We start from the raw sequence: 19,279 nt of genomic DNA, 5'->3' as shown, positions 1-19,279 counted from the left end.
GACACGATGGGATATACTGTCATTATATGAATGTTGTCCGTTAATAATTAGATGAATGGACAGTGATTATTTATACACTGTAGACAAAAATCTAAATATTTAAGCTGAAAAGAGCGACTGATAGTTTGTTTGTCTATGAAAGATGATGCAAATCATTTGCCGATGATGAAAATTGTATTATTATGGGTACATCATCACTCCTTCGGTGCGTTGATTGGGGCTTAATCTGGTATGGCTTGGGACTATTTGGGGCGCAGCCGTCGGGATATTGATCGCTGATGTGGTCTATTACTTGACAGATTCTCTGTGGGCTTTCTTGATCGTCATACCCTGCGCCCTGATAGGTCGTTACCTGGGTAAGAGAGGCATGCGCAAGTACGGTTCCCTTGGAGATATGACCCGGAAGATGATGTAGGCCAATGTTTTTAAGATTGCCTTACGATATCTGGGGCGAGGGAGTTGGTTCCTTTGCCAGACATAAGGGATAAGGTCGAGGACGACCGGGGCCTGCTGAAAAAAATCCAAACGGTCATCCCGGGGTTCCGGGGCTACCGCATCAGGGAGGACCTTCGCGACTCGGACCGCATGCTGAGGGCGGAACTGGTCAAGAGAATGTCCCAGGAGAGGGCCCAGCTTGAGGACGCCCGCAGGGCGCTGGTCCGGAAGGACCCCACGTCCGATGCTCTGGAGGAAGTGGGCTCCCTGGTCAATCTCATGAAGAGGGTGGAGGGCGAGATGCTGCACGCCGAGGTAGGGTATTCCGGCATCTCTGCGGACGTGAAGATAAAGGACCACGAGCTCAACAAGCTCTATGAGTACGACGCCTCGATGATCGAGAGCATCAACTTCATCGATGAGGCCCTGGTCCAATTGCCGGGCATGGTTCGTTCTGGGGACAATGTAAGCCTGATACAGGCCGTGGACACCGTCAGGGCCAGGGTGGAAGGACTTGAGGACCGCTTCAAGCGGCGCAAGGCCGCTATAACCGATACGGGGCTGTGATCACATGAGCTTGATAGGTGCAGAGACTTTCAAATGGGAGGACGCGGACAAGCGGAACAACATCATGTACCGCATGGACCGCAACGTAAAGCTCAACGACAACATCGTGGTGCGCGAGGACGAGATCGCGGTGTTCTATCGCGACGGCAAGGCCATGGCCTACCTGGACCGACCGGACCGTTACGCCCTGACCTCGTTGAACGCACCGATAATCGGCAAGGTCATCGAAGCGCTGTCGGGAGCGCGGCAGCAGGCCGAGATTATCTACCTGCAGAAGAAGGTCTTCGACGGAAAATACGGGAGCAAACAGCCCTACCAGTTCCGCGACGCCGAGTTCGGTATGGTCAACCTGAGGGTCTTCGGGGAGTTCCGTTACAAGGTGGGCGCTCCGGAGAACTTTGTCAACCAGTTCGTGGGGACCATGAACCTGGCCACCGCCCCCGAGGTGGAGGAGCGCATCAAGGAGCAGATGGTGGTGCTGATCTACAACGCCATCGGCGAGATGAAGGCCAAGGGCATGGGAGTGGCCGATCTGGCCGCCCAGCTCATGAACATCGAGCAAGTGGTGCTGAGCAAGGCCAAGGACCACTTCGAGCTCTACGGCGTGATAATCGACAAGGTATCGGGGATGTACATCTCCATGCCCGACGAGGTGCAGAAGGCCGTGGACATGCGCGCCTCCATGCAGATACTCAACACCAACTACGCCACCTACCAGGCCGGTCAGGCCATGCGCGAGGCGGCCTCCAACCCGTCCGGCGGGGCTGCCGCAGCGGGCGTGGGGGTCGGCGCTGGTTTCGGTGCCGGCTACATGATGGTGGACGCCATGCGCCAGGGTGGCACCCAGCCTGCAGCTGGAACGGCTCAGCCAGCCCCGGCCGCGGCTCCCGCCGCAGTGGCCACGGTGGCCTGCACGAAATGCAATACGCCCAATCCGCCGGACGCCAAGTTCTGCCACAGCTGTGGGAACAAGATGTCCAACGGCAGGGTCCCCTGTCCCAAATGCGGCAATGACGTGCCGGCCGAGGCCAAGTTCTGCCCGGAGTGCGGAGGGCAGATGAAAGGGAGCAAGCCCTGTCCCAAATGCGGCAAGGAGTCCCCTCTCACAACTAAGTTCTGCCCGGAGTGCGGCACAGGGCTGTAAGGTGATGTGATGGCCAGCATGAAGTGCACCAAATGCGGGGCGCCGGTGGAGTTCGACGCTGGCGACAAGTTCGTCAAATGCTCCTACTGTTCCTCGCAGATCTTCATCGACCGGTCCGGCGCTAGTTTCTATTATGCCCTGCCCTTCGCCCTGAGCGAGAACGACGCCGTGGGCGTCTTCCGTCGCTGGGCCGGGGGCTCTACCCGCGCCAAGGACCTGGACAAGCTGGCCCAGATATCATCGTTGAAAAAGGAATACTTCCCGGTGTACCTCTTCAAGCGGGACGTCAACGGCATGGAGCAGGTGTACGTGGAACCGGCGGCGTCGACGACGCTTCCGGGGCTGCACAACCTGAAAGTGCCTGGCGGGGACCTAAAGATCTTTGACGACAAGTTCGATGTGAAGGGCGCCGAAATGACCAAACCCGACATCGAGATGGCCACCTATCTGAGCGCTCTCCCGGGCGCGGCCAAGGAGCAAGCCCTGGTGTACTTCCCTATATGGAAGCTGAACTACGTGTTCGAGCAGAAAGGATACGTGGTGGTCATAAGCGCCACCACTGGGGAGGTCTTCTCAGCTGAGTTCCCGCCAAGGAACTCCGGGGCCTACATAGCCGTGGCCGGCCTGGGCTTCATCGCCTTCTTGGTGGAAGGGCTGATCGCCCTGTTTTCGCCGTTGATCGCCGTGGTCTTGATGGCCGTGACCGTGGTGGGCATATTCGTTGCCGCCAATTTTGTGGCCAGGAGGATGTAATATGCCCATCAGCGTCGGCCTGAACTGCCCTTCCTGCGGGGGCGCTATCCAAGTGAACGAAGGAGACCAGGTCCTCAACTGCCAATATTGCAACTCGCTCCTTTGGGCGGAAGGGGATGCCGGAGTTCTCACCGTAGCCTTCAAGAACAAGCAGAACCGGGACACCGTCATGAAGGCCACCGAGCAATGGTGGCGAAAAGGCCTCAAGGCCAGGGACCTCAAGGTCAAGGGGAAGCTCCTGGAATGCTATCCAATCTACCTGCCGTTCTGGAGCACCACCACCCGGGTGGCCGGCTGGATATGTGGATACGAGGAAAGGGAGCACCGGGACCGCAACGGGAACACGCACACCGAGCGGATACCCAAGGAGGAGATGGTCCTGCGCGACTACCGTTATTCGAACATCGCCTGCGACCCCGGCGACCTGGGCATCAAGTTCCTGCGGAACACCGTGGGGGAGACGTCCTTCGCCGACTTCGAGAGCATTCCCACGTTCGAAAGCACCAGCAGCAAGAATGATGCCGTTAAGAGATCGGCGGAGCAGGCCCTGAGCGACGCCAGGAACGACGCCAACGTCCCGCACATAACCTTCGAGAAAGTAACGGTAATTCCCAAGGGCATCAGCCAGATATTTTATCCGGTATGGGTGGTACGTTACGGTTACGGCGAGCGCATGTACACGGTGACCGTGGACGGCGTCACAGGTGCGGTGATCTCCGGGCGCGCCCCTGGTGATCCTCTGTATCAGAGCCTGGCCGTGACCGGAGGCACCTCCATAGGCGGCCTCATCGCCGCCGGAGGGCTCATAATAGGTTTGGGTGCAGAGGACGGGACGATCGCGGTGGGCGGAGTGATAATCGGGGCGGTCATCCTCGGGTTCACCTACATGTTCTTCCGGCATGGCTCTGAGATCATAGAAGGGGACTTCGACGACCGGAAGAAAGCGAACCCGCTCAAAGACATAGTGGGCAACATGGAGGGATTCCGCATATGAAGGTCGTACAGGTGAAATGCCCTCGGTGCCAGCAGCCCATCTACTCCAAGGTCAAGGACATGGCGTTCTACTGCAACCATTGCCGCACCATGCACGTGCGCGACGGCGGCATCGACATCCTGGAGTTCGACATTGCCGAGTTCAACATGAGCGTGCCCGGGGACCGGGTCTACATGCCTTTCTGGCGCCTGTTCTCAGCCGTCACCATCAACCGTTCGCAGGTGGCCGGGGGCACCCTGCACAAGCTCGGCAATCTGCTGAAGGGGGCGTCCAACAGCGGCAACATATTCATCTACATCCCCGCCTGGGAGACCGAGGTCGAGGAGTTCCGTCATTGGGCCATCAACATTACCGAGGCCCAGCCCACGTACTCCCTGCGCATGGACTTCAACAACGTAGAAAGGGGGGCGACGTCGGTCAGCAAGGAGGAGGCCACGAAGATGGCCGATTTCGTGGTGGTCACCATGGAAGCGGAGAAGCCGGGTACACTGCAGTACCTGGACTATTCGCTGCAGGTGAACGACACTCGACTGGTATACCTACCGTTCGTCCGCGGCACGGCTGGGCTGACGCCTGGGTTGTGACGGCCATCATAAAAAGATTCAATAATATGGCATAGCTATTACGTAGGCATGGCCGAGCTCCGACTCAGCAAGCCACTCATTGCTGGCATCATTGCCACAGCGGCAATCTTGATCGTAGTAATGATGGTCATCCTGGCGTACAATGACATGGTCTCCAAGGAACAGGGCGTGCAGAGCCACTGGAGCGATGTAGAGGTCGCGTACCAGAGGAAGATCGAACTCATCCCAACAATGTACGAGATCGTGAACACGTCCTTGGAGTACGAATATAACCTGTATGTAAACGTCACCGAGGCCAGGGATATTTGGCAATCCTTCTCCGGCAATACAGAGGAAAAGATGAACGCGTCCGAGCAGCTCGACTCATCCTTCAATGTATTCGTGGCCGCCATCACTGAGGCTTACCCGAACCTGTCAGTAGCACCGAACGTCATTAGAACCTTCATGGACCAGTTCGAATCCACGACCAATCAGATCGCTTCGGAGCGTAAGTTCTACAACGATGTGGTCAGGGAGTACAATACCGCCATAACAAAGTTCCCCAACGTATTGTTCGCTGACAGCTTCGGCTTCGAGAAGGCGGTGTACTACAATCCAGGGATGTGAACCAGGCGATGAAGGGCACCATCGGCGAGGTGCTAGTGAAGGTGGTCGCTGTCATATTCGTCGCGGCCATCCTTCTTATAATTATTTTCATGGGAATAATCCCGGCTTTGGAAGAGGATGCACGCTTCAAAGGGATTCCTGATCTGGATCACTATGTCACCGATGAGGAGTATGTCCTGAGCGATGAAGAATATAGTGCCATCGAGAACAACTGCGTTTACGTAGACGAGCAGACCTCGTGCGAGATGGCCGTGCTCATCGTCAACGACACCGGTGATCGGGACATAAACGACTTCGCCCTGCGCACCCTCCAGAAGAATGGGATAGGCAAGGAAGGAAAGGACAATGGCGTCCTCATCGTACTGGTCATCAGTACCAGGGAGTGGAAAGTGGAGGTCGGCTACGGGCTGACGTACGTCCTGACCACCGCTTACATCAGCGATGTGGCTAGGAATAATGTAACCCTCTATCTCCAGGCCGGGGAATATGGCGATGCCATGATTGACATGACCTATTATCTAGGTATCAAGATAATCAAGGATTACACGGAAGCCGAGGGAGGCGATCCGGCCTATCCCATAGGCGGTATCCCCCTGACCACCACGGAGTGGGTCATCATTATAATAATATTAGTGGCCTTGACGGTTATCACTAAGGGTCGCATCTGGTTCATCCTGATCTTCTTGCTTACCGGTGGCAAAGGAGGAGGCGGATTCGGCGGCGGACGCTCGGGCGGCGGAGGAAGCAGAGGTAGGTTCTGAGCGACCGACCCATCTGTCAGGACGCGCCTGTCAATAAGCTTAACTAATTACTATTTAATCAGGCGCAGGTCAGGTGCACCGATGTCGGCGAGAACTAGCGAGATAGAAGCGAAATGGCAGGAACGCTGGTATTCCGCGCGCATCAATGAGGCGGAGGTGAACGGCCGCCCCAAGTTCATGCTGATATTCGCCTATCCAGGCGTTACCGGGTACCTGCACGTGGGGCACATGCGCGGCTTCACCTATGTGGACGCCATCGGCCGTTTTAAAAGGCTAGAAGGCTACAATGTCCTTTTCCCCGTGGGCACCCATGCTACCGGGAACGGGGCCATAAGCCTGGCGGCCAGGATCGCCCGCAAGGACCAGATGACCATCGACTACCTCTGTGGGAACACCTGCCCCATCGACATGCTGGATGCGCTGAAGGACCCCATAAAGGTCGTGGAGTTCTTCAACGACGTGTACATCAATCAATACTGGAAGCGCTTCGGCTTCCTCAGTGATTGGAGGCGGTTCACCTGCACGGTGAATCCAGATTATCAGATGTTCATAAAATGGCAGTTCCGCAAGCTCATGCAGAAGGGGCTGCTCATCCAGAAGCCTTACTTCGCCCCGGCCTGCGTTAGCCATGGTCCGGTGGCCATCGACGCTTCGGAGACGGACATCCAGTGCGGCGGCTCCGCGGAGACCGTGGAATACACCCTGTTGAAGTTGAAATGCGGCGACATGTACATGGTGGCCGCCACCCTGCGCCCAGAGACCGTCTTCGGGCAGACCAACTTCTGGGTCAACCCGCAGGCCGATTACGTCAAGGTCAAGGTCGGCAGCGAGGTCTGGGTGATATCAGAGATCGCCCTCGAGAAGCTAAAATACCAGAGGAGCGACCTTGAGAGGCTCGAGCCGATGAAGGGTTCCGAGCTCATCGGCCTTACCTGCATTGCCCCCATGGTGCACCGAGAGATACTAACCTTACCGGCCGATTTCTGCGACCCGGCGGTAGGCACTGGCCTGGTCACCTCCGTGCCTTCCGATTCACCTGACGACTGGATATCCTTACGCGCCCTGCAGAGGGACGAGGCTACGCTTAAAAAATATCATCTGGACGTGGAGAAGGTCCGCGCCATCAGACCAATAGCCATCATCGAGATGAAGGGATGGTCCTCCCTGCCCGCGGTGGAGATCACGGAGAAGATGGGCATCGAGACCCCGGGCGACCCCCGGCTGGAAGAGGCCAAGAAGCTGGTCTACAAGGACGGGTTTCACACCGGACGGATGAACGATACCGCTGGCGATTACGCTGGGCTGCCGGTCATGGAGGCGAAGGACAGGATGAAGCAGACCATGATGGCCAGCGGGGAGGCGGACGTGATGTACGACCTTTCCGAGCAGGTCATATGTCGCTGCGGCGATCCGGTCTTCATCAAGAGGGTCGATGACCAGTGGTTCATCGATTATGCCAACCCGGAGATAACTGCCGCTGCCCACGAACAGGCCAAGAAGATGGACATCCTGCCGCCGGAGTACTATCAGAACATCCACGGCGTGCTGGACTGGTTCCGGGAGAGGGCCTGCGTACGCCAGGGCAACTGGTTAGGAACGCGCTTCCCCTTCGATGAGAAATGGATAATTGAGGCCATATCCGATTCCACGCTCTATCCGCTCTACTACACCATATCCAAGTTCGCCAACGACGGCTCGCTCCGGCCGGAGCAGATGACCGAGGAGTTCTTCGACCTGGTGGTCCTGGACCAGGGCGACATAGAAACGGTAAGCAAAAAAATCGGTGTGCCCAAGGACCTTCTGAAGAAGATCAGGCAGGAGGTCCATTACTGGTACCCCCTGGACCTCAATCTCGGGGGCAAGGAGCACATGACCGTGCATTTCCCGGCCTTCCTGCTGAACCATGTGGCGATACTGCCGCCGGAGATGCTGCCCAAGGGCATCTTCGTGAACTGGTACGTAATCGGCAAGGGCGGCAAGATATCTAAGTCCAAGGGCGGGGCACAGCCCATTCCAGGGGCGGCTGAGCGCTTCGGCATCGACGCCCTGCGGCTGTATTACACGCACATCGCCTCCCCGCACGCCGACGTGGAATGGGAGAACGAAGCGGTGGAGAGCTACACCGCCCGGGTGGAGAAAATGGAGCGCATCCTGCTGGACCTCATGCAAATGGACGGCCCGGCGAGCTCCGTGGACGGATGGCTGATCTCACGCATGGCCAGCCGGGTGTTCCGGGTCCGGGAGCTGATGAAAGGTTACGACGTGCGTTCCCTTTCCAACGAGGTCTTCTTCGAGGCCTTCAATGACCTGCGCTGGTACCAGCGGAGGGGCGGTTGCCACGCCGACACCATGAAACGTGTGATGGACTTCCTGCTGCCGCTGATGATGCCGGTCACCCCCCACGTGGCCGAGGAGATATGGGAGGCTTCCGGTCGTCAGGGACTGGTCTCGGCGGCTTCCTTCCCGAAGGTGCTGGAAGGAGAGGTCGACCTGGCGAAGGAAAGGTCCGAGGATTACCTGCGGACGATGATGGACGACGCCAACGAGATCCTCAAGGTCACCGGGATCAAGCCCGTAAAGATGACCATGTTCACCTCCGCGCCCTGGAAGCATTCGGTGGTGGCCTTGGCCCTGGATCTCTCGTCCAAAGGCGAGCTGAAGGTCCCCACGTTGACCAAGGCGGCCATGGCCCGGGAGGACATCCGCGTGCACGGTAAAGAGGCGTCCGATTACGCCAGAAAGCTGGCCGAGGAACTCATGAAGCGTTCCGCGTCGGAGGTCAAGAAGATGGGAATGACCTTCGACGAGCTGGAGTTCCTAAGGTCCTGCGCGGACTTCCTCGGACGCGAGTACGGCTGTGCCGTGGATGTGCACATGGCCGGAGAACCTGGTGTCACCGACCCGCATAACAAGGCGCGCCAGGCCGCGCCTGGTCGCCCAGCCATACTGGTGGAGTGAATCACTCACCCCAACGGCGGAAGAGCTCGTGCGGCTGCCCCAGCTGGTCCAGGATCTTGCCGACCATGAAGTCCACCAGTTCTTCCACGCTCTGCGGCTTGGGGTAGAAACCAGGGCTGGCAGGCATTATTATCGCCCCGTCCTCGGCCAATCTTAATGAGTTCCTCAGCATGATGGCGCTCTGCGGCGTCTCCCGGGGGACTACGATGAGCTTCCTTCTTTCCTTCATGCAAACGGCCGCCGCTCGGGTGACCAGGTTGTCAGCGATGCCCAACGAGACCTTGGCCAGGGTGGACTCGGAGCAAGGGCATATGATCATGGCCTGAAAGCGGTGGCTGCCGGAGGCCACGGGGGCGAAGAGCTCGTCCTCATGATAGACCGCGTCGGCCAACCCCGTCACGTCCTCGAGCTTATATGAGGTCTCCGCCTCCATGATCCGTTTGGCCGTCTCCGTGATGATGAGGGACTTCTCGCCCTGCAGTTCCTCCAATAGGCGAATGCCATAGATTATGCCCGAAGCCCCGGTTATCGCCACTACGGTCTTCACATCATCGAAGAAGGTCCGTCGATTATTTCAAATCTTACGCCGAATCGTTATTAAATGGGCAGGTCATTCTTGATAACAACGAAGTCCGACAACAGGCTCGGACGGCAGCGTTCTTCTCTGAGACAGAGCCCAGGAGGGGTTCTGGAAACGAAAATCCTTTTATATAAGTACCATATTAGAGGCCGAGCATACCATTTGGTCTAGTCGATATCTGAAGTTCATTGAGGTTGGTTAAAATGGTTACGGTCTATGATGTTCCCTCCGATAAGCTGATCGAAAACGTGGCCCAGAAGTTGAAAGACTCTGGAGCGGTGAATCCCCCGGAGTGGGCCGAGTTCGCCAAGACTGGTGTTCACACCGAAAAGGCACCCATCCAGAAAGACTGGTGGTACACTCGCGCAGCCTCGGTCCTGAGAAAGGTCTACATAAAGGGGCCTATCGGCACCTCCAAGCTAGCTGCCGAGTACGGCGGGTTCGTGGACCACGGATCCAGGCCCAATAAGGCCGTCAAGGGCAGCCGCTCCATCATAAGGAAGTCCCTGATGCAGCTGGAGTCCGCCGGTCTGGTGGCTAAGAACAAGAACAACGGGCGCGTCGTCACTCCCAAGGGACAGGCTCTGCTGGACGGGGCCGCCAAGGAAGTCAGCGGGTCCAACTGAATCAGGTGATATCCGTGGAAGATGCTGAACTCTCTGAACTGCGACGGCGGAAGATGGCCGAGATGCAGCGCCAGGGAGAGCAACAGGCCGTCGTGGAGCAGCAGAACCAGGCTATGGAAGCCCAGAGGCAGGCCATCATGCGCCAACTGCTGACCCCGGAGGCCAGGGACCGCCTGGCCAACGTTCGCATGGCCTACCCGGACATAGCCCGCTCCGTCGAGGACCAGCTAATCAGGCTGGCCCAGAACGGTCAGATAAACTCCCAGATAGACGAACCTACCCTGAAACAGATACTCAGGAAGGTATCCCCTCAGAAGAGGGAAATTAACATTGAGAGGAAGTAATATGGCACGTTACAAGCACTCCGCCATGAAGGCGCGATTGATGAAGAAGGTCAAACAGAACAGGCGCGTACCGGCATGGGTCATGATGAGGACCAGCCGTACCTTCCTGCGCCACCCAATGCGAAGGAACTGGCGCCACAGCAATCTGAAGGAGTGATCAACATGGCAGAGGAGCAAGAGTCCGTTTACATCATACCCCTTATCAAGACCAAGACGGTCCCTACCACCGAACGTTCCAGAAGGGCCATCAAGGAGATACGAGCTTACGTCGCCCGGCACATGAAGGCCGAGGAGAAGGACGTATGGATAGACCCCAAAGTGAACGAGTCCATTTGGGCCCGCGGCAAGACCGCCCCTCCGAGCAAGGTGCGCGTGAAGGCGGTGCGCTTCGAGGACGGCCTGGTAGAGGTCTCCCTCCCCGCCGAGTGAGCATTGAGACATGTTACGGGTCTCCAATTACAACGGCATCGAGTTCGTAGGCGTCTACGCGGTGGCCAACGAGTTCATGGCCTTGCTGCCGATGGACTCCGATGAACGGTTCGAGCAGGACGTCTCCACCGCCCTCACCGTCAAATGTTCCCGGGGAACCATCGCAGCCACCAACCTTATAGGTTCCCTGGTAGCCCTGAACTCTTACGGAGCAGCGGTCGCCAATTTCACTACCGACGAGGAGATGAAGGCCTTTTCCGGACTGAACGTGGTCAGGCTCGAGGACCGTCTGAACGCCTGCGGCAACAACATACTAGTGAACGACCGCGGTTGCCTCGTCAACCCCGAAGTGGACGATCGCACCGTCGTCGCCCTCGAGAAGGTCTTCAACGTGGAAGTGCTCCGTGGGGCCATCGCCGAACAGAACACTGTGGGCTCGGTGTGCAAGGCCACGAACAAAGGCCTGATATGCCACCCGGCGGCCACCAAGGCCGACCTCCAGCTCCTCAAGGACATCTTCAAATTGGAACCGATGATCACCACCCTCAACTACGGCTCCCCTTACGTGGGGGCCAGCATCGTGGCCAATAGCAAGGGCGGAGTGGTGGGTATGCGCAGCACTCCCATCGAGCAGGGCCGGGTCGAGGACGCCCTCGACATAATCAGCTGATCACTGCGAGAACACCCAGTACTCGGTCTCCTTGGGCAGGTCCTCTTTCTCGAAATCAACTTCGTTCCCTACGCGAACGACCTTGTCCTCGGGAAGCCCCTTAAGGAAATCGTTGGCGTTGTGAATCGATAAGGAAAGCCCGCCGACACGGAAATGCATGGGAATGGCCACCTTCGGTCCGATGTCCCTGACCAATTTTTGGGCCTGAGCGCCGTCCAAGGTGAACACGCCTCCTACCGGTATGAACAGCACGTCGACCGGACCTAGGTCCTTGAGCTGTTGTTCCGAGAGCATGTGGCCCAGATCGCCGAGATGGCAGAACCTCACGCCGTCAAGGGTGAAATGGAAAATGTTGATCCGACCGCGTTTCTCTCCTTGCACATCGTCATGGAACGCCGGAATGCCCCGTACCTCGACACCTTTTATGACCTTTGGGGCGACGTCCTTTATGACGATGTATTCTCCTTTGACCACGCGGACAGCGTTGTGATCGAAATGATCGTGGCTGATGAGGACGAGGTCCGCCTTCAACGAAGGGGGTTTGACCCCTATGGACCTCCCATCATGTGGGTCGGTGACCACGGTGACGGTGTCGTCCACCTCGAAACAGGAGTGCATGTGCCAGATTACCTTCACAACAAACCCACCTAATCCTCGGGCAGGAACGCTGCACCACAGGCGGGGCAGCGGTCGCCGTCCCTGTCAACGCTCTCATGGCATTTGGGACAGATAAAAACCTCGTCCAGTTCCTTCCGCTTGAACGAAGGATAGGCCATGGCCGCTCCTATCACCACCATCAATGACGATACGCTCCCTAGGCCCAGGCTGAATGCGGTGCCGACGAATCCAATGGCGGTCAGGGCCAAGGTGATCAGGTAGAGGAAGATGCCCACAGCCAGTATCCCTACCGCGACCATCGCTCTCTTACCATGCAAGAGTTTGGAATTTTTATGCACCTCTGCCGTTTGCGGAGCCTCATCTTCGCTTGTCCTGGTCCCTGTCTCTTCAACGACCACGACCTCGTCCCATACCACGCTGACGGTCTCCGGCGGCTTGACCTCCTCGCTTACGGCGGGAGCGGTGGTCATCGCCTCAGGCGAAGGGGCCGATACCACTTCCTCCGGTTCCGGAGATGCGACCTCGACCGGGCGCTCCTCCTCTGGGATCTTTTCGGACTTCTCAGTGGCGGTTTCGGCCGGAGACCGCTTTTCTATGGACGACCCGGGGACAGGCTCGGTAATGACCTTAGGTTCGGTCGGTTCCTCATGGATTTTCGGCGCTTCCTCAGACACTGCCAGAGGAGGTTCGACCGTTACTATGGTGCCGGAAGGGGCTTCCGCGGAAATGGAAGCTTCCTTCGGCGGTTCAACTGCAGGTTCGTCTTTGACGGGAGGTGTCTTATCGAACTCCTTCAGGATGTCCTCAAGGTTGGCCACCTCCTTAACTTCCACAGGCTTGTGATGGGGGGGCTCCTTGCGAATGATAGTCGATTCGATGCGCCGCGAGGTCTGATAATCGACCGTCCCTCGGCTATCGGCCTTGGTGAAGGATTCCAGGTCCTTGACGTGGGACTGCCAATCGTCGCCCGCGGTAAGGCTCTGCCCGCAAAAATCGCACTGGACCGCTGTTGGTTTGTTGCGAAGCCCGCATTTTGGGCACTCTTTAAAACCGGCCTTGCGTTCCATTGCGGGACCGTATACCTCCATTCCCAGTTATATCTTTTTTCTGTCTGGTATCGAAATATTACCAAGACCTGTACGGTGCCCCAGTTCCCCATTTCATCTGTCGTAGCATAATTTTAATATAGAGGATTACTGGATTGATATAGAGATGAAGGTCCTAGTCCTCAACGTCGATCGCGACGATGATTTTGGCAAGAAGGCCGGGCTGAACAGCCCTTTCATTGGTCGCGAGGAGAACGCCAACGCCATCATGGCGCTGGGGCTCAAGGACCCTGAGGACAGCGACGTCAACACCTGCCTGGCCGCACTGAGCATGTACGATGAGATGCTGAAAAAAGGCGAGGACGTGGAGGTCGCCACCATCTGCGGCGACGTGAAGGTGGGCTACGAATCCGATCTGGTCCTGACCACACAGCTGGAAAACGTGCTCGAGCTGATAAAGCCGGACCGGGTCATCCTGGTCAGCGATGGGGCCGAGGACGAGTTCATCTACCCTATGGTCTTCTCCCGAGTGAAGGTCGATTCGGTCCGTCGTGTCTGGGTGAAACAGGCGCCTACGGTTGAAGGGACGTACTACATCATCATGAAGATGCTGGCCGATGATAAGATGAGGAAGCGCATCTTCACCCCCATCGGACTAGTGCTGGCCGTCCTGGGCCTGTTCAACATCCTGCCCCCGATACTCAAATTGATGCAGCAGGATGCTAGCATCGAGTTGATCGCCAGCATGGGCTGGGGGATGATAGCTTTGGTGATGGGAATTTACCTGCTGTTCTTCGCCTATAAGGTGGCAGAGCGGGTGGAGAACTCCCTGCGGAACACTGGCAAGGCCATAAAGAACGGCAGCCAGATGATCCCTTACGCCATATTGTCGGTAATCCTCTTCCTGGCTGGAATATTCTTTGCCCAGGACGTCCTGTCACAGGACACCGAGGCCAGCGCGACCTCGCAGCTGCTGAAGCTTTCCAGCGTGTTGTTGTGGATGTGGGTGTTCTCCATATTCTGTTACCAGATGGGAAAGTTCGTCAATCACTACTTCTCCTTCGGGAAGATCTACAGCACTAGTCTGGTGGTCAGCACCAGCATGTTCGCCATCGCCTTCATCCTGCAAGGCTCCTTCGACCTGGCGGCCGTGGTCTTAGGCTATGCCAATTATGAAGAAGCGATCATCTTCCTGCAGTTCCTAGTTGGATTCCTCCTGGCCGGGTTCAGCAGTTTGATCAACGCCAACATGAAGAGCTACTCCCGTCCGGCCAAGGTGGATGCCGAGAAGGAGAGCGAACCTCAGCACTTCCCAGAGGCTTGAGGATGGAATGGGCCCTTTGGAGACCTCTATACCTCGAGATTTTGAAGGATTTCAATTTCGATCCGCAAGCGGACATCGAATCCGCTTTGGTCCTTTCGAAATTGATCGATTCCCAACGAATTCCGAATTTTTGTACGATTGTCGATAAACTGGGTAAGAGCGTGTCGATATGCGGGGCCGCAGCATCATTGGAGAATGAACTTGGCAATTTGTCCGCCGATAGAACGATCATATCGGCCGGGTCCGCCACTGGTCGATTGATGCACAAGGGTATCATGCCAGATGTGATCGTAAGTGATTTGGACGGGGAAGTTGAGTTCGAGATCGAGGCTAGCGCGAAAGGCGTTCTCATGTTCGTCCACGCCCACGGGGACAATATTCCCATGCTGCGACGGGTCGTTCCGAAATTGCTCGGACCGATCGTCCCTACGGTGCAATGCCAGCCCTTTGATGACCTCTACAATTTCGGAGGATTCACCGACGGCGACCGATGCTATGTCATGGCAAAGCACTTCGGAATCGACGATATTCGATTTTTCGGTTGGGACCTCGCTAACCCGTTCTTTGACGAAAGCAAGGACCGGGGATTGAAGCGGAAAAAATTGATATGGGCTGAAAGGATAATTAAAGAATATTGAACTCGACCGACCGAACAGGGACTGTTTTCAACAATTGCATTTGATTTTCGAACGATCATTATGTCAATAATTCACCTCGATTATCCATCATAATGACAAATAATTTGGAATATTGTTGGACACACCTTGAATAAAAAAATCACATTTGTAGCCCATGCGTTCACATTGCTGGATAGTAGTCCCTTATACTGTAAAACGGAAAAGGTATATATAGCATCAAATTGTTTACAAAAGTTAATCTCCCAGTCATTTATGAAATGGGAGGAAGGAGGATTGAGAATGGAAGGAAGTGCTGATACCTCTGCAGATGCTGGGAAAGGCAAGTCCAAGATAAAGATAATCGCTATTGTGGTTGTCGCTGTCTTGATTATTGCTGCTCTTGGTGCTGCACTGTTAATGTCAGGTGGTGAAAGCGAGAAGAAGATCTTCGTCGTTGACACTATCTCTGGAAACCCTGAGAGTTTAGACCCGGTTGTAGGCTATGAAACCGTAGGCGGGGAAATAATGCAAAACGTCTACGAGACCATGATGTTCTACGAGGGAGCGAGTGCAAGCGTATTGGTTCCGCAGCTCTGTACCTCGGTGCCAACTGTTGCTAACGGCGGTATAACCGACGATGGCTACACCTACACCTACAACCTGCGCACGAATGTCACATTCCATGACGGAACTGATATGACCGCTGATGATGTGGTCTACAGCTTCGTTCGCGCTTTGAGGTATAACTACCAAAGCGGTGCCACCTGGATGGTTGGCGAGCTGGCAATCCCTTGGTACTACAACTATACTGAGGCAACGTTCGGTAACGACGGGAATATTAACAACACCGCCGTCCTTAATCTAGCGAATGGGACAGTAATCACACCTGGGACCATTTCGCTGGATACGATCGCTGAGCACATTTGGGCGAAGGACGATTACACTGTTCAATTCAACCTGACCGTCCCCTTCCCCGGCTGGAACTACGTGATCACCTATACCATCGGCGATGTCATTTCCAAGGACTTCGTTGAGGCCAACGGCGGTCTCACCAAGGACGGATACGATTACATGGCCACACATATGTGCGGTACTGGACCGTTCTCCTTGGGCGAGTTCATTGCCGATGATCACTTCTTGCTGCTGAAGAACAATGACTATTATATGACCCCGGCCAAGCTGGACCAGGTTCTAATCAGGCAGGTACCTGAAGCGAGCACCAGGCTATTGGAACTGCAGAGCGGCGACGCTGATGTAGCTGCGATCCCCCGCACGATGGAAACCTCGGTTAACAACCGCACCGACATCCGCATCGTCAAGGGTCTTGGTACGTTCTCTGTCGACTTCATCGGGCTGAACATGGACATCAACCCCAATTCGACCCTGATGTCCCACACCAATGTTCCTCTGGATTTCTTCGCTAATAAGAACGTACGCCTAGCCTTCGCTCACGCCATGAACGTTTCCAAGCTGATCGCGACTGCGTATAACGGTGCTGGAATCCAGGAAAACGGGGCAATCCCGATGGGCATGTTCGGCTATGATGCAAGCACACCAACCTACGACTTTGATCTGGCCCTAGTCAAATCCTACTTGGAGAACGCCACCTACACCGATCCGGACACCAACGAGACATGGAACTGGTTAGACCACGGTTTCAGCCTGGACATCTTCTACAACTCCGGTAACACTGTAAGGCAAACTGCATGTGAGCTGTTCAAGGATGGACTGGAGGCTGCCAGCGACAACATTCATATATACGCCACTGAGCTGGAATGGTCTGTCTTCCTGAACGCAAGGCGCCATGGAATGCTGCCGGTCTTGTTCCTGGGATGGGCTCCGGACTACGCTGACCCGAACGACTATATGCAACCGTTCTTCGTCGGTACCTACGCTGACACGGTTGGATACCACAACGTCACCGTGAACGCGGAGATAGCCGCGGCTGCGGCCGAACAGAACCCGACTGCCCGGGCTAACATGTACTCCAACATAAGCTATGAAATGTACAAAGAGTGCGTGTTCGTTTGGACCGTACAGGCGACCAACTTCCACTGTGAGCGAACCACGGTCACTGGATACGTGTTCAACCCGATGTACTCCGGTCTGTACTATTATCCGATGGATAAGGCATAAGCCAGAAGCAGGAACGACGGTTCAAACCCTTTCCCTTTAAATTTTTTATAATTGACAAGGAAAAAGATTGACCAGATAACGACGAGGCGATGGAATGCGTTTGTTCAGCTATATTTTTAAAAGATTGTTGTTGATAATTCCCGTCTTGCTCGGTGTCTCGATAATCATATTCACTCTTTCGAGATCGACTGGTGGAGATCCCGCGTCAGCCTACATCAATGAAAAAATGACGGAAATCCAGATCCAGCATGTCTATGAAAAATATCATTTCGATGAGCCAATAATCAACCAATATTGGTATTGGCTCGAGGGTATACTCCAAGGTGACTGGGGTTGGTCTAAGACGGCGCTCATGCCGGTGACCGAGGCCATTCTGACTAAGTTGCCGGTAACGTTCGAATTGACTGTGTTCAGCATGCTCATCGGTGTGTCCATGGGTGTGACCATCGGAACGATGACCGCCCTTCGCAAGGACAAACCGTTCGACCACATCACTAGGGTCATTTCATTAATAGGTGTATCATTGCCCGTTTTCTGGCTGGCATTGATCTTTCAATATGTGTTCTATGCTAAGCTGCATATATTACCTTCATCTGGTCTTTACGGTATTGAATTCATAGGGAATGTCCACCGCATTACAGGGCTGATATCAATTGATGCCCTGCTCGTCGGTAACATTCCATTATTCTTTGATCATCTCGAACACTTGCTGATGCCAGCGATCGTTCTATCATTTGGAACAACCGCGGTCCTTATACGCATTCAGAGGAACAGCATGTTGGAGGTCCTTAACTTAGATTATGTCAAAACAGCCAGGGCAAAGGGATTGCCTGAAAAGATAGTTATCAACAAGCACGCTAGGCGAAACGCGCTGATCCCCACTACAACGGTCATTGGTCTATCCTTCGGTGGATCATTGGGCGGAGCAGTTTTGACCGAATCCATCTTCGCCCTTCCCGGATTAGGGAGGTGGTCAGCATATTCCATTACTCGAAATGATAATATTTCGGTTCTGGGCTTCTGCCTTTTCATCGCACTCGTATATGTAATAGTAAATCTAGTTGTCGATGTGCTTTACGCATATCTGGACCCTAGGGTAAAACTGGAGTGATTACATGGCCGAGAAAAAAATGAACAAGAAAGCGGCCAAACGGGCGAAGAGGAAGAAAAATCGTAAAGCATCCAAGATGGATGATTTCGTTTCCGGTCTGAAACCGAGGTTCCGGGAGTACAAAAATATCATGGACCTTATCGTTCACAACCCCAGCGTGATGCTGGGCATCTTCTTCATTATTTTAATCGTGTGTGTGGCGATTTTTGCCCCAGTATTGGCCCCACCTATCAATGATAACGATCCTTACCGCATACCGAAGGATTACATCGAACCCCCTAGAGCGCCCGGGGTCAACGGCAAGATATTCGGTACTGGGGATATGGGACTGGATGTGTTCTATGGTGTGGTCTGGGGAGCCCGGACATCGATATATACATCGCTCATAGTGGTCGGGATCGCCACCTTCCTCGGGCTCGTTCTAGGGTCCGTTGCCGGTTTCTACGGGGGTAAGTTGGACAACCTCCTCATGAGGATCACGGACGTGTTCCTTTCTCTGCCCGCTCTGATCATGGCCATGGCCGTGACCAGTGTTCTGACCAGGGACCTGAACAGCATCATCTTAGCCCTCATCATCGTCTGGTGGCCTTCCTATGCTAGGCTAGTGCGCGGTCAGGTACTGGCCATTAAGGAGAACACCTATGTAGAGGCGGCCAGGGCCATTGGGGCCAAGAAACCGCGCATCCTGTTCAGGCATGTCATACCGAACTCGCTTACCCCCTTGATCGTCGCGGTCACCATGGATGTGGGCTCTGTTTGCCTGACCACCGCCGGTCTGAGCTATATTGGTTTCGGGGTCAGCACTGGTTACGCCGAGTGGGGACGCATGGTCTCAGATGGGGAGAAATGGTTCGTTCAGGGGTACTGGTGGACTATTGTGTTCCCAGGGATGGCAATATTGCTGTTCACGATGGGATTCAGCTTACTTGGTGACGGATTGAGGGACATAATGGACCCCCGGGCGAAGAGGTGACCA

General features: G+C 55.4%; 22 protein-coding genes. 19 read left to right on the top strand and 3 right to left on the bottom strand.

Annotation, left to right across the window (positions count from 1 at the left end; genetic code table 11):
• Positions 1-292 precede the first annotated feature (292 nt).
• The 9 genes from NT131_04005 to leuS all read left to right on the top strand — a co-directional run bounded on the left by NT131_04005 (position 293) and on the right by leuS (position 8,802).
• Complete coding sequence (locus NT131_04005; GenBank protein ID MCX6650805.1) at positions 293-415, top strand: hypothetical protein; 123 nt, start codon at positions 293-295, stop codon at positions 413-415.
• 53 nt (positions 416-468) lie between these two features.
• Entirely contained in the window at positions 469-1,002 is a 534-nt protein-coding gene (locus NT131_04000; protein MCX6650804.1) for a hypothetical protein, read from the top strand.
• Positions 1,003-1,006: 4 nt separating this feature from the next.
• A complete protein-coding gene (locus NT131_03995) occupies positions 1,007-2,146 on the top strand; it encodes an SPFH domain-containing protein (GenBank protein MCX6650803.1) in 1,140 nt (379 codons plus the stop codon).
• A gap of 9 nt (positions 2,147-2,155) precedes the next feature.
• Positions 2,156-2,899 (top strand): zinc ribbon domain-containing protein, encoded by a 744-nt coding sequence (locus NT131_03990; protein MCX6650802.1) that lies wholly within the window; start codon positions 2,156-2,158, stop codon positions 2,897-2,899.
• Between the two features lies 1 nt (position 2,900).
• Positions 2,901-3,893 carry a hypothetical protein gene (locus NT131_03985; GenBank protein MCX6650801.1) on the top strand — a complete coding sequence of 331 codons (993 nt, stop codon included), beginning with the start codon at positions 2,901-2,903 and terminating at the stop codon, positions 3,891-3,893.
• On the top strand, positions 3,890-4,477 hold the full coding sequence (locus tag NT131_03980) for a hypothetical protein (GenBank protein MCX6650800.1): 588 nt from the start codon (positions 3,890-3,892) through the stop codon (positions 4,475-4,477). Before NT131_03985 ends, NT131_03980 begins: the two co-directional genes overlap by 4 nt.
• A gap of 48 nt (positions 4,478-4,525) precedes the next feature.
• Positions 4,526-5,083: a LemA family protein gene (locus NT131_03975; protein MCX6650799.1), complete on the top strand. Its 558-nt coding sequence runs from the start codon at positions 4,526-4,528 to the stop codon at positions 5,081-5,083.
• Between the two features lie 8 nt (positions 5,084-5,091).
• Positions 5,092-5,844, top strand: a complete 753-nt coding sequence (locus NT131_03970) for a TPM domain-containing protein (protein ID MCX6650798.1) — start codon at positions 5,092-5,094, stop codon at positions 5,842-5,844.
• A gap of 81 nt (positions 5,845-5,925) precedes the next feature.
• Positions 5,926-8,802 (top strand): leucine--tRNA ligase, encoded by a 2,877-nt coding sequence (gene leuS, locus NT131_03965; protein ID MCX6650797.1) that lies wholly within the window; start codon positions 5,926-5,928, stop codon positions 8,800-8,802.
• A gap of 1 nt (position 8,803) precedes the next feature.
• Here leuS and NT131_03960 read toward each other — a convergent pair whose 3' ends face one another.
• Positions 8,804-9,349: a UbiX family flavin prenyltransferase gene (locus NT131_03960; GenBank protein ID MCX6650796.1), complete on the bottom strand. Its 546-nt coding sequence runs from the start codon at positions 9,347-9,349 to the stop codon at positions 8,804-8,806.
• A gap of 236 nt (positions 9,350-9,585) precedes the next feature.
• Here NT131_03960 and NT131_03955 point away from each other — a divergent pair, with 236 nt between their 5' ends.
• From NT131_03955 to NT131_03935, 5 genes are read left to right on the top strand one after another with little or no spacing between them, the layout of a single operon-like run.
• The gene (locus NT131_03955; protein ID MCX6650795.1) at positions 9,586-10,008 is read left to right on the top strand and encodes a 30S ribosomal protein S19e; all 423 of its coding nucleotides are present in this window, start codon (positions 9,586-9,588) and stop codon (positions 10,006-10,008) included.
• A 14-nt stretch (positions 10,009-10,022) separates the two neighbouring features.
• Entirely contained in the window at positions 10,023-10,352 is a 330-nt protein-coding gene (locus NT131_03950) for a DNA-binding protein (GenBank protein ID MCX6650794.1), read from the top strand.
• A 1-nt stretch (position 10,353) separates the two neighbouring features.
• Positions 10,354-10,509, top strand: a complete 156-nt coding sequence (locus NT131_03945) for a 50S ribosomal protein L39e (protein MCX6650793.1) — start codon at positions 10,354-10,356, stop codon at positions 10,507-10,509.
• 5 nt (positions 10,510-10,514) lie between these two features.
• Positions 10,515-10,781 (top strand): 50S ribosomal protein L31e, encoded by a 267-nt coding sequence (locus NT131_03940; protein ID MCX6650792.1) that lies wholly within the window; start codon positions 10,515-10,517, stop codon positions 10,779-10,781.
• A gap of 10 nt (positions 10,782-10,791) precedes the next feature.
• The gene (locus tag NT131_03935; GenBank protein ID MCX6650791.1) at positions 10,792-11,451 is read left to right on the top strand and encodes a translation initiation factor IF-6; all 660 of its coding nucleotides are present in this window, start codon (positions 10,792-10,794) and stop codon (positions 11,449-11,451) included.
• On the opposite strand, the gene NT131_03930 is transcribed toward NT131_03935, so the two are convergent.
• Complete coding sequence (locus tag NT131_03930; protein MCX6650790.1) at positions 11,452-12,087, bottom strand: MBL fold metallo-hydrolase; 636 nt, start codon at positions 12,085-12,087, stop codon at positions 11,452-11,454. It abuts the gene before it with no gap.
• An 11-nt stretch (positions 12,088-12,098) separates the two neighbouring features.
• A complete protein-coding gene (locus NT131_03925) occupies positions 12,099-13,136 on the bottom strand; it encodes a hypothetical protein (protein ID MCX6650789.1) in 1,038 nt (345 codons plus the stop codon).
• A gap of 145 nt (positions 13,137-13,281) precedes the next feature.
• Between NT131_03925 and NT131_03920 the strand changes: the two genes are divergently transcribed.
• The 5 genes from NT131_03920 (at position 13,282) to NT131_03900 (ending at position 19,276) form a co-directional block, all read left to right on the top strand.
• Positions 13,282-14,439 (top strand): DUF373 family protein, encoded by a 1,158-nt coding sequence (locus tag NT131_03920; GenBank protein ID MCX6650788.1) that lies wholly within the window; start codon positions 13,282-13,284, stop codon positions 14,437-14,439.
• 2 nt (positions 14,440-14,441) lie between these two features.
• Positions 14,442-15,077 (top strand): DUF115 domain-containing protein, encoded by a 636-nt coding sequence (locus NT131_03915; protein MCX6650787.1) that lies wholly within the window; start codon positions 14,442-14,444, stop codon positions 15,075-15,077.
• Between the two features lie 504 nt (positions 15,078-15,581).
• On the top strand, positions 15,582-17,192 hold the full coding sequence (locus NT131_03910) for an ABC transporter substrate-binding protein (GenBank protein ID MCX6650786.1): 1,611 nt from the start codon (positions 15,582-15,584) through the stop codon (positions 17,190-17,192).
• Positions 17,193-17,286: 94 nt separating this feature from the next.
• On the top strand, positions 17,287-18,303 hold the full coding sequence (locus tag NT131_03905) for an ABC transporter permease (protein ID MCX6650785.1): 1,017 nt from the start codon (positions 17,287-17,289) through the stop codon (positions 18,301-18,303).
• Positions 18,304-18,307: 4 nt separating this feature from the next.
• Complete coding sequence (locus NT131_03900; protein MCX6650784.1) at positions 18,308-19,276, top strand: ABC transporter permease; 969 nt, start codon at positions 18,308-18,310, stop codon at positions 19,274-19,276.
• Positions 19,277-19,279: the final 3 nt, after the last annotated feature.

Source organism: Methanomassiliicoccales archaeon (genome assembly GCA_026394395.1).
Classification (GTDB): domain Archaea; phylum Thermoplasmatota; class Thermoplasmata; order Methanomassiliicoccales; family UBA472; genus UBA472.
This window is presented reverse-complemented; position numbering and strand designations above follow the sequence as displayed.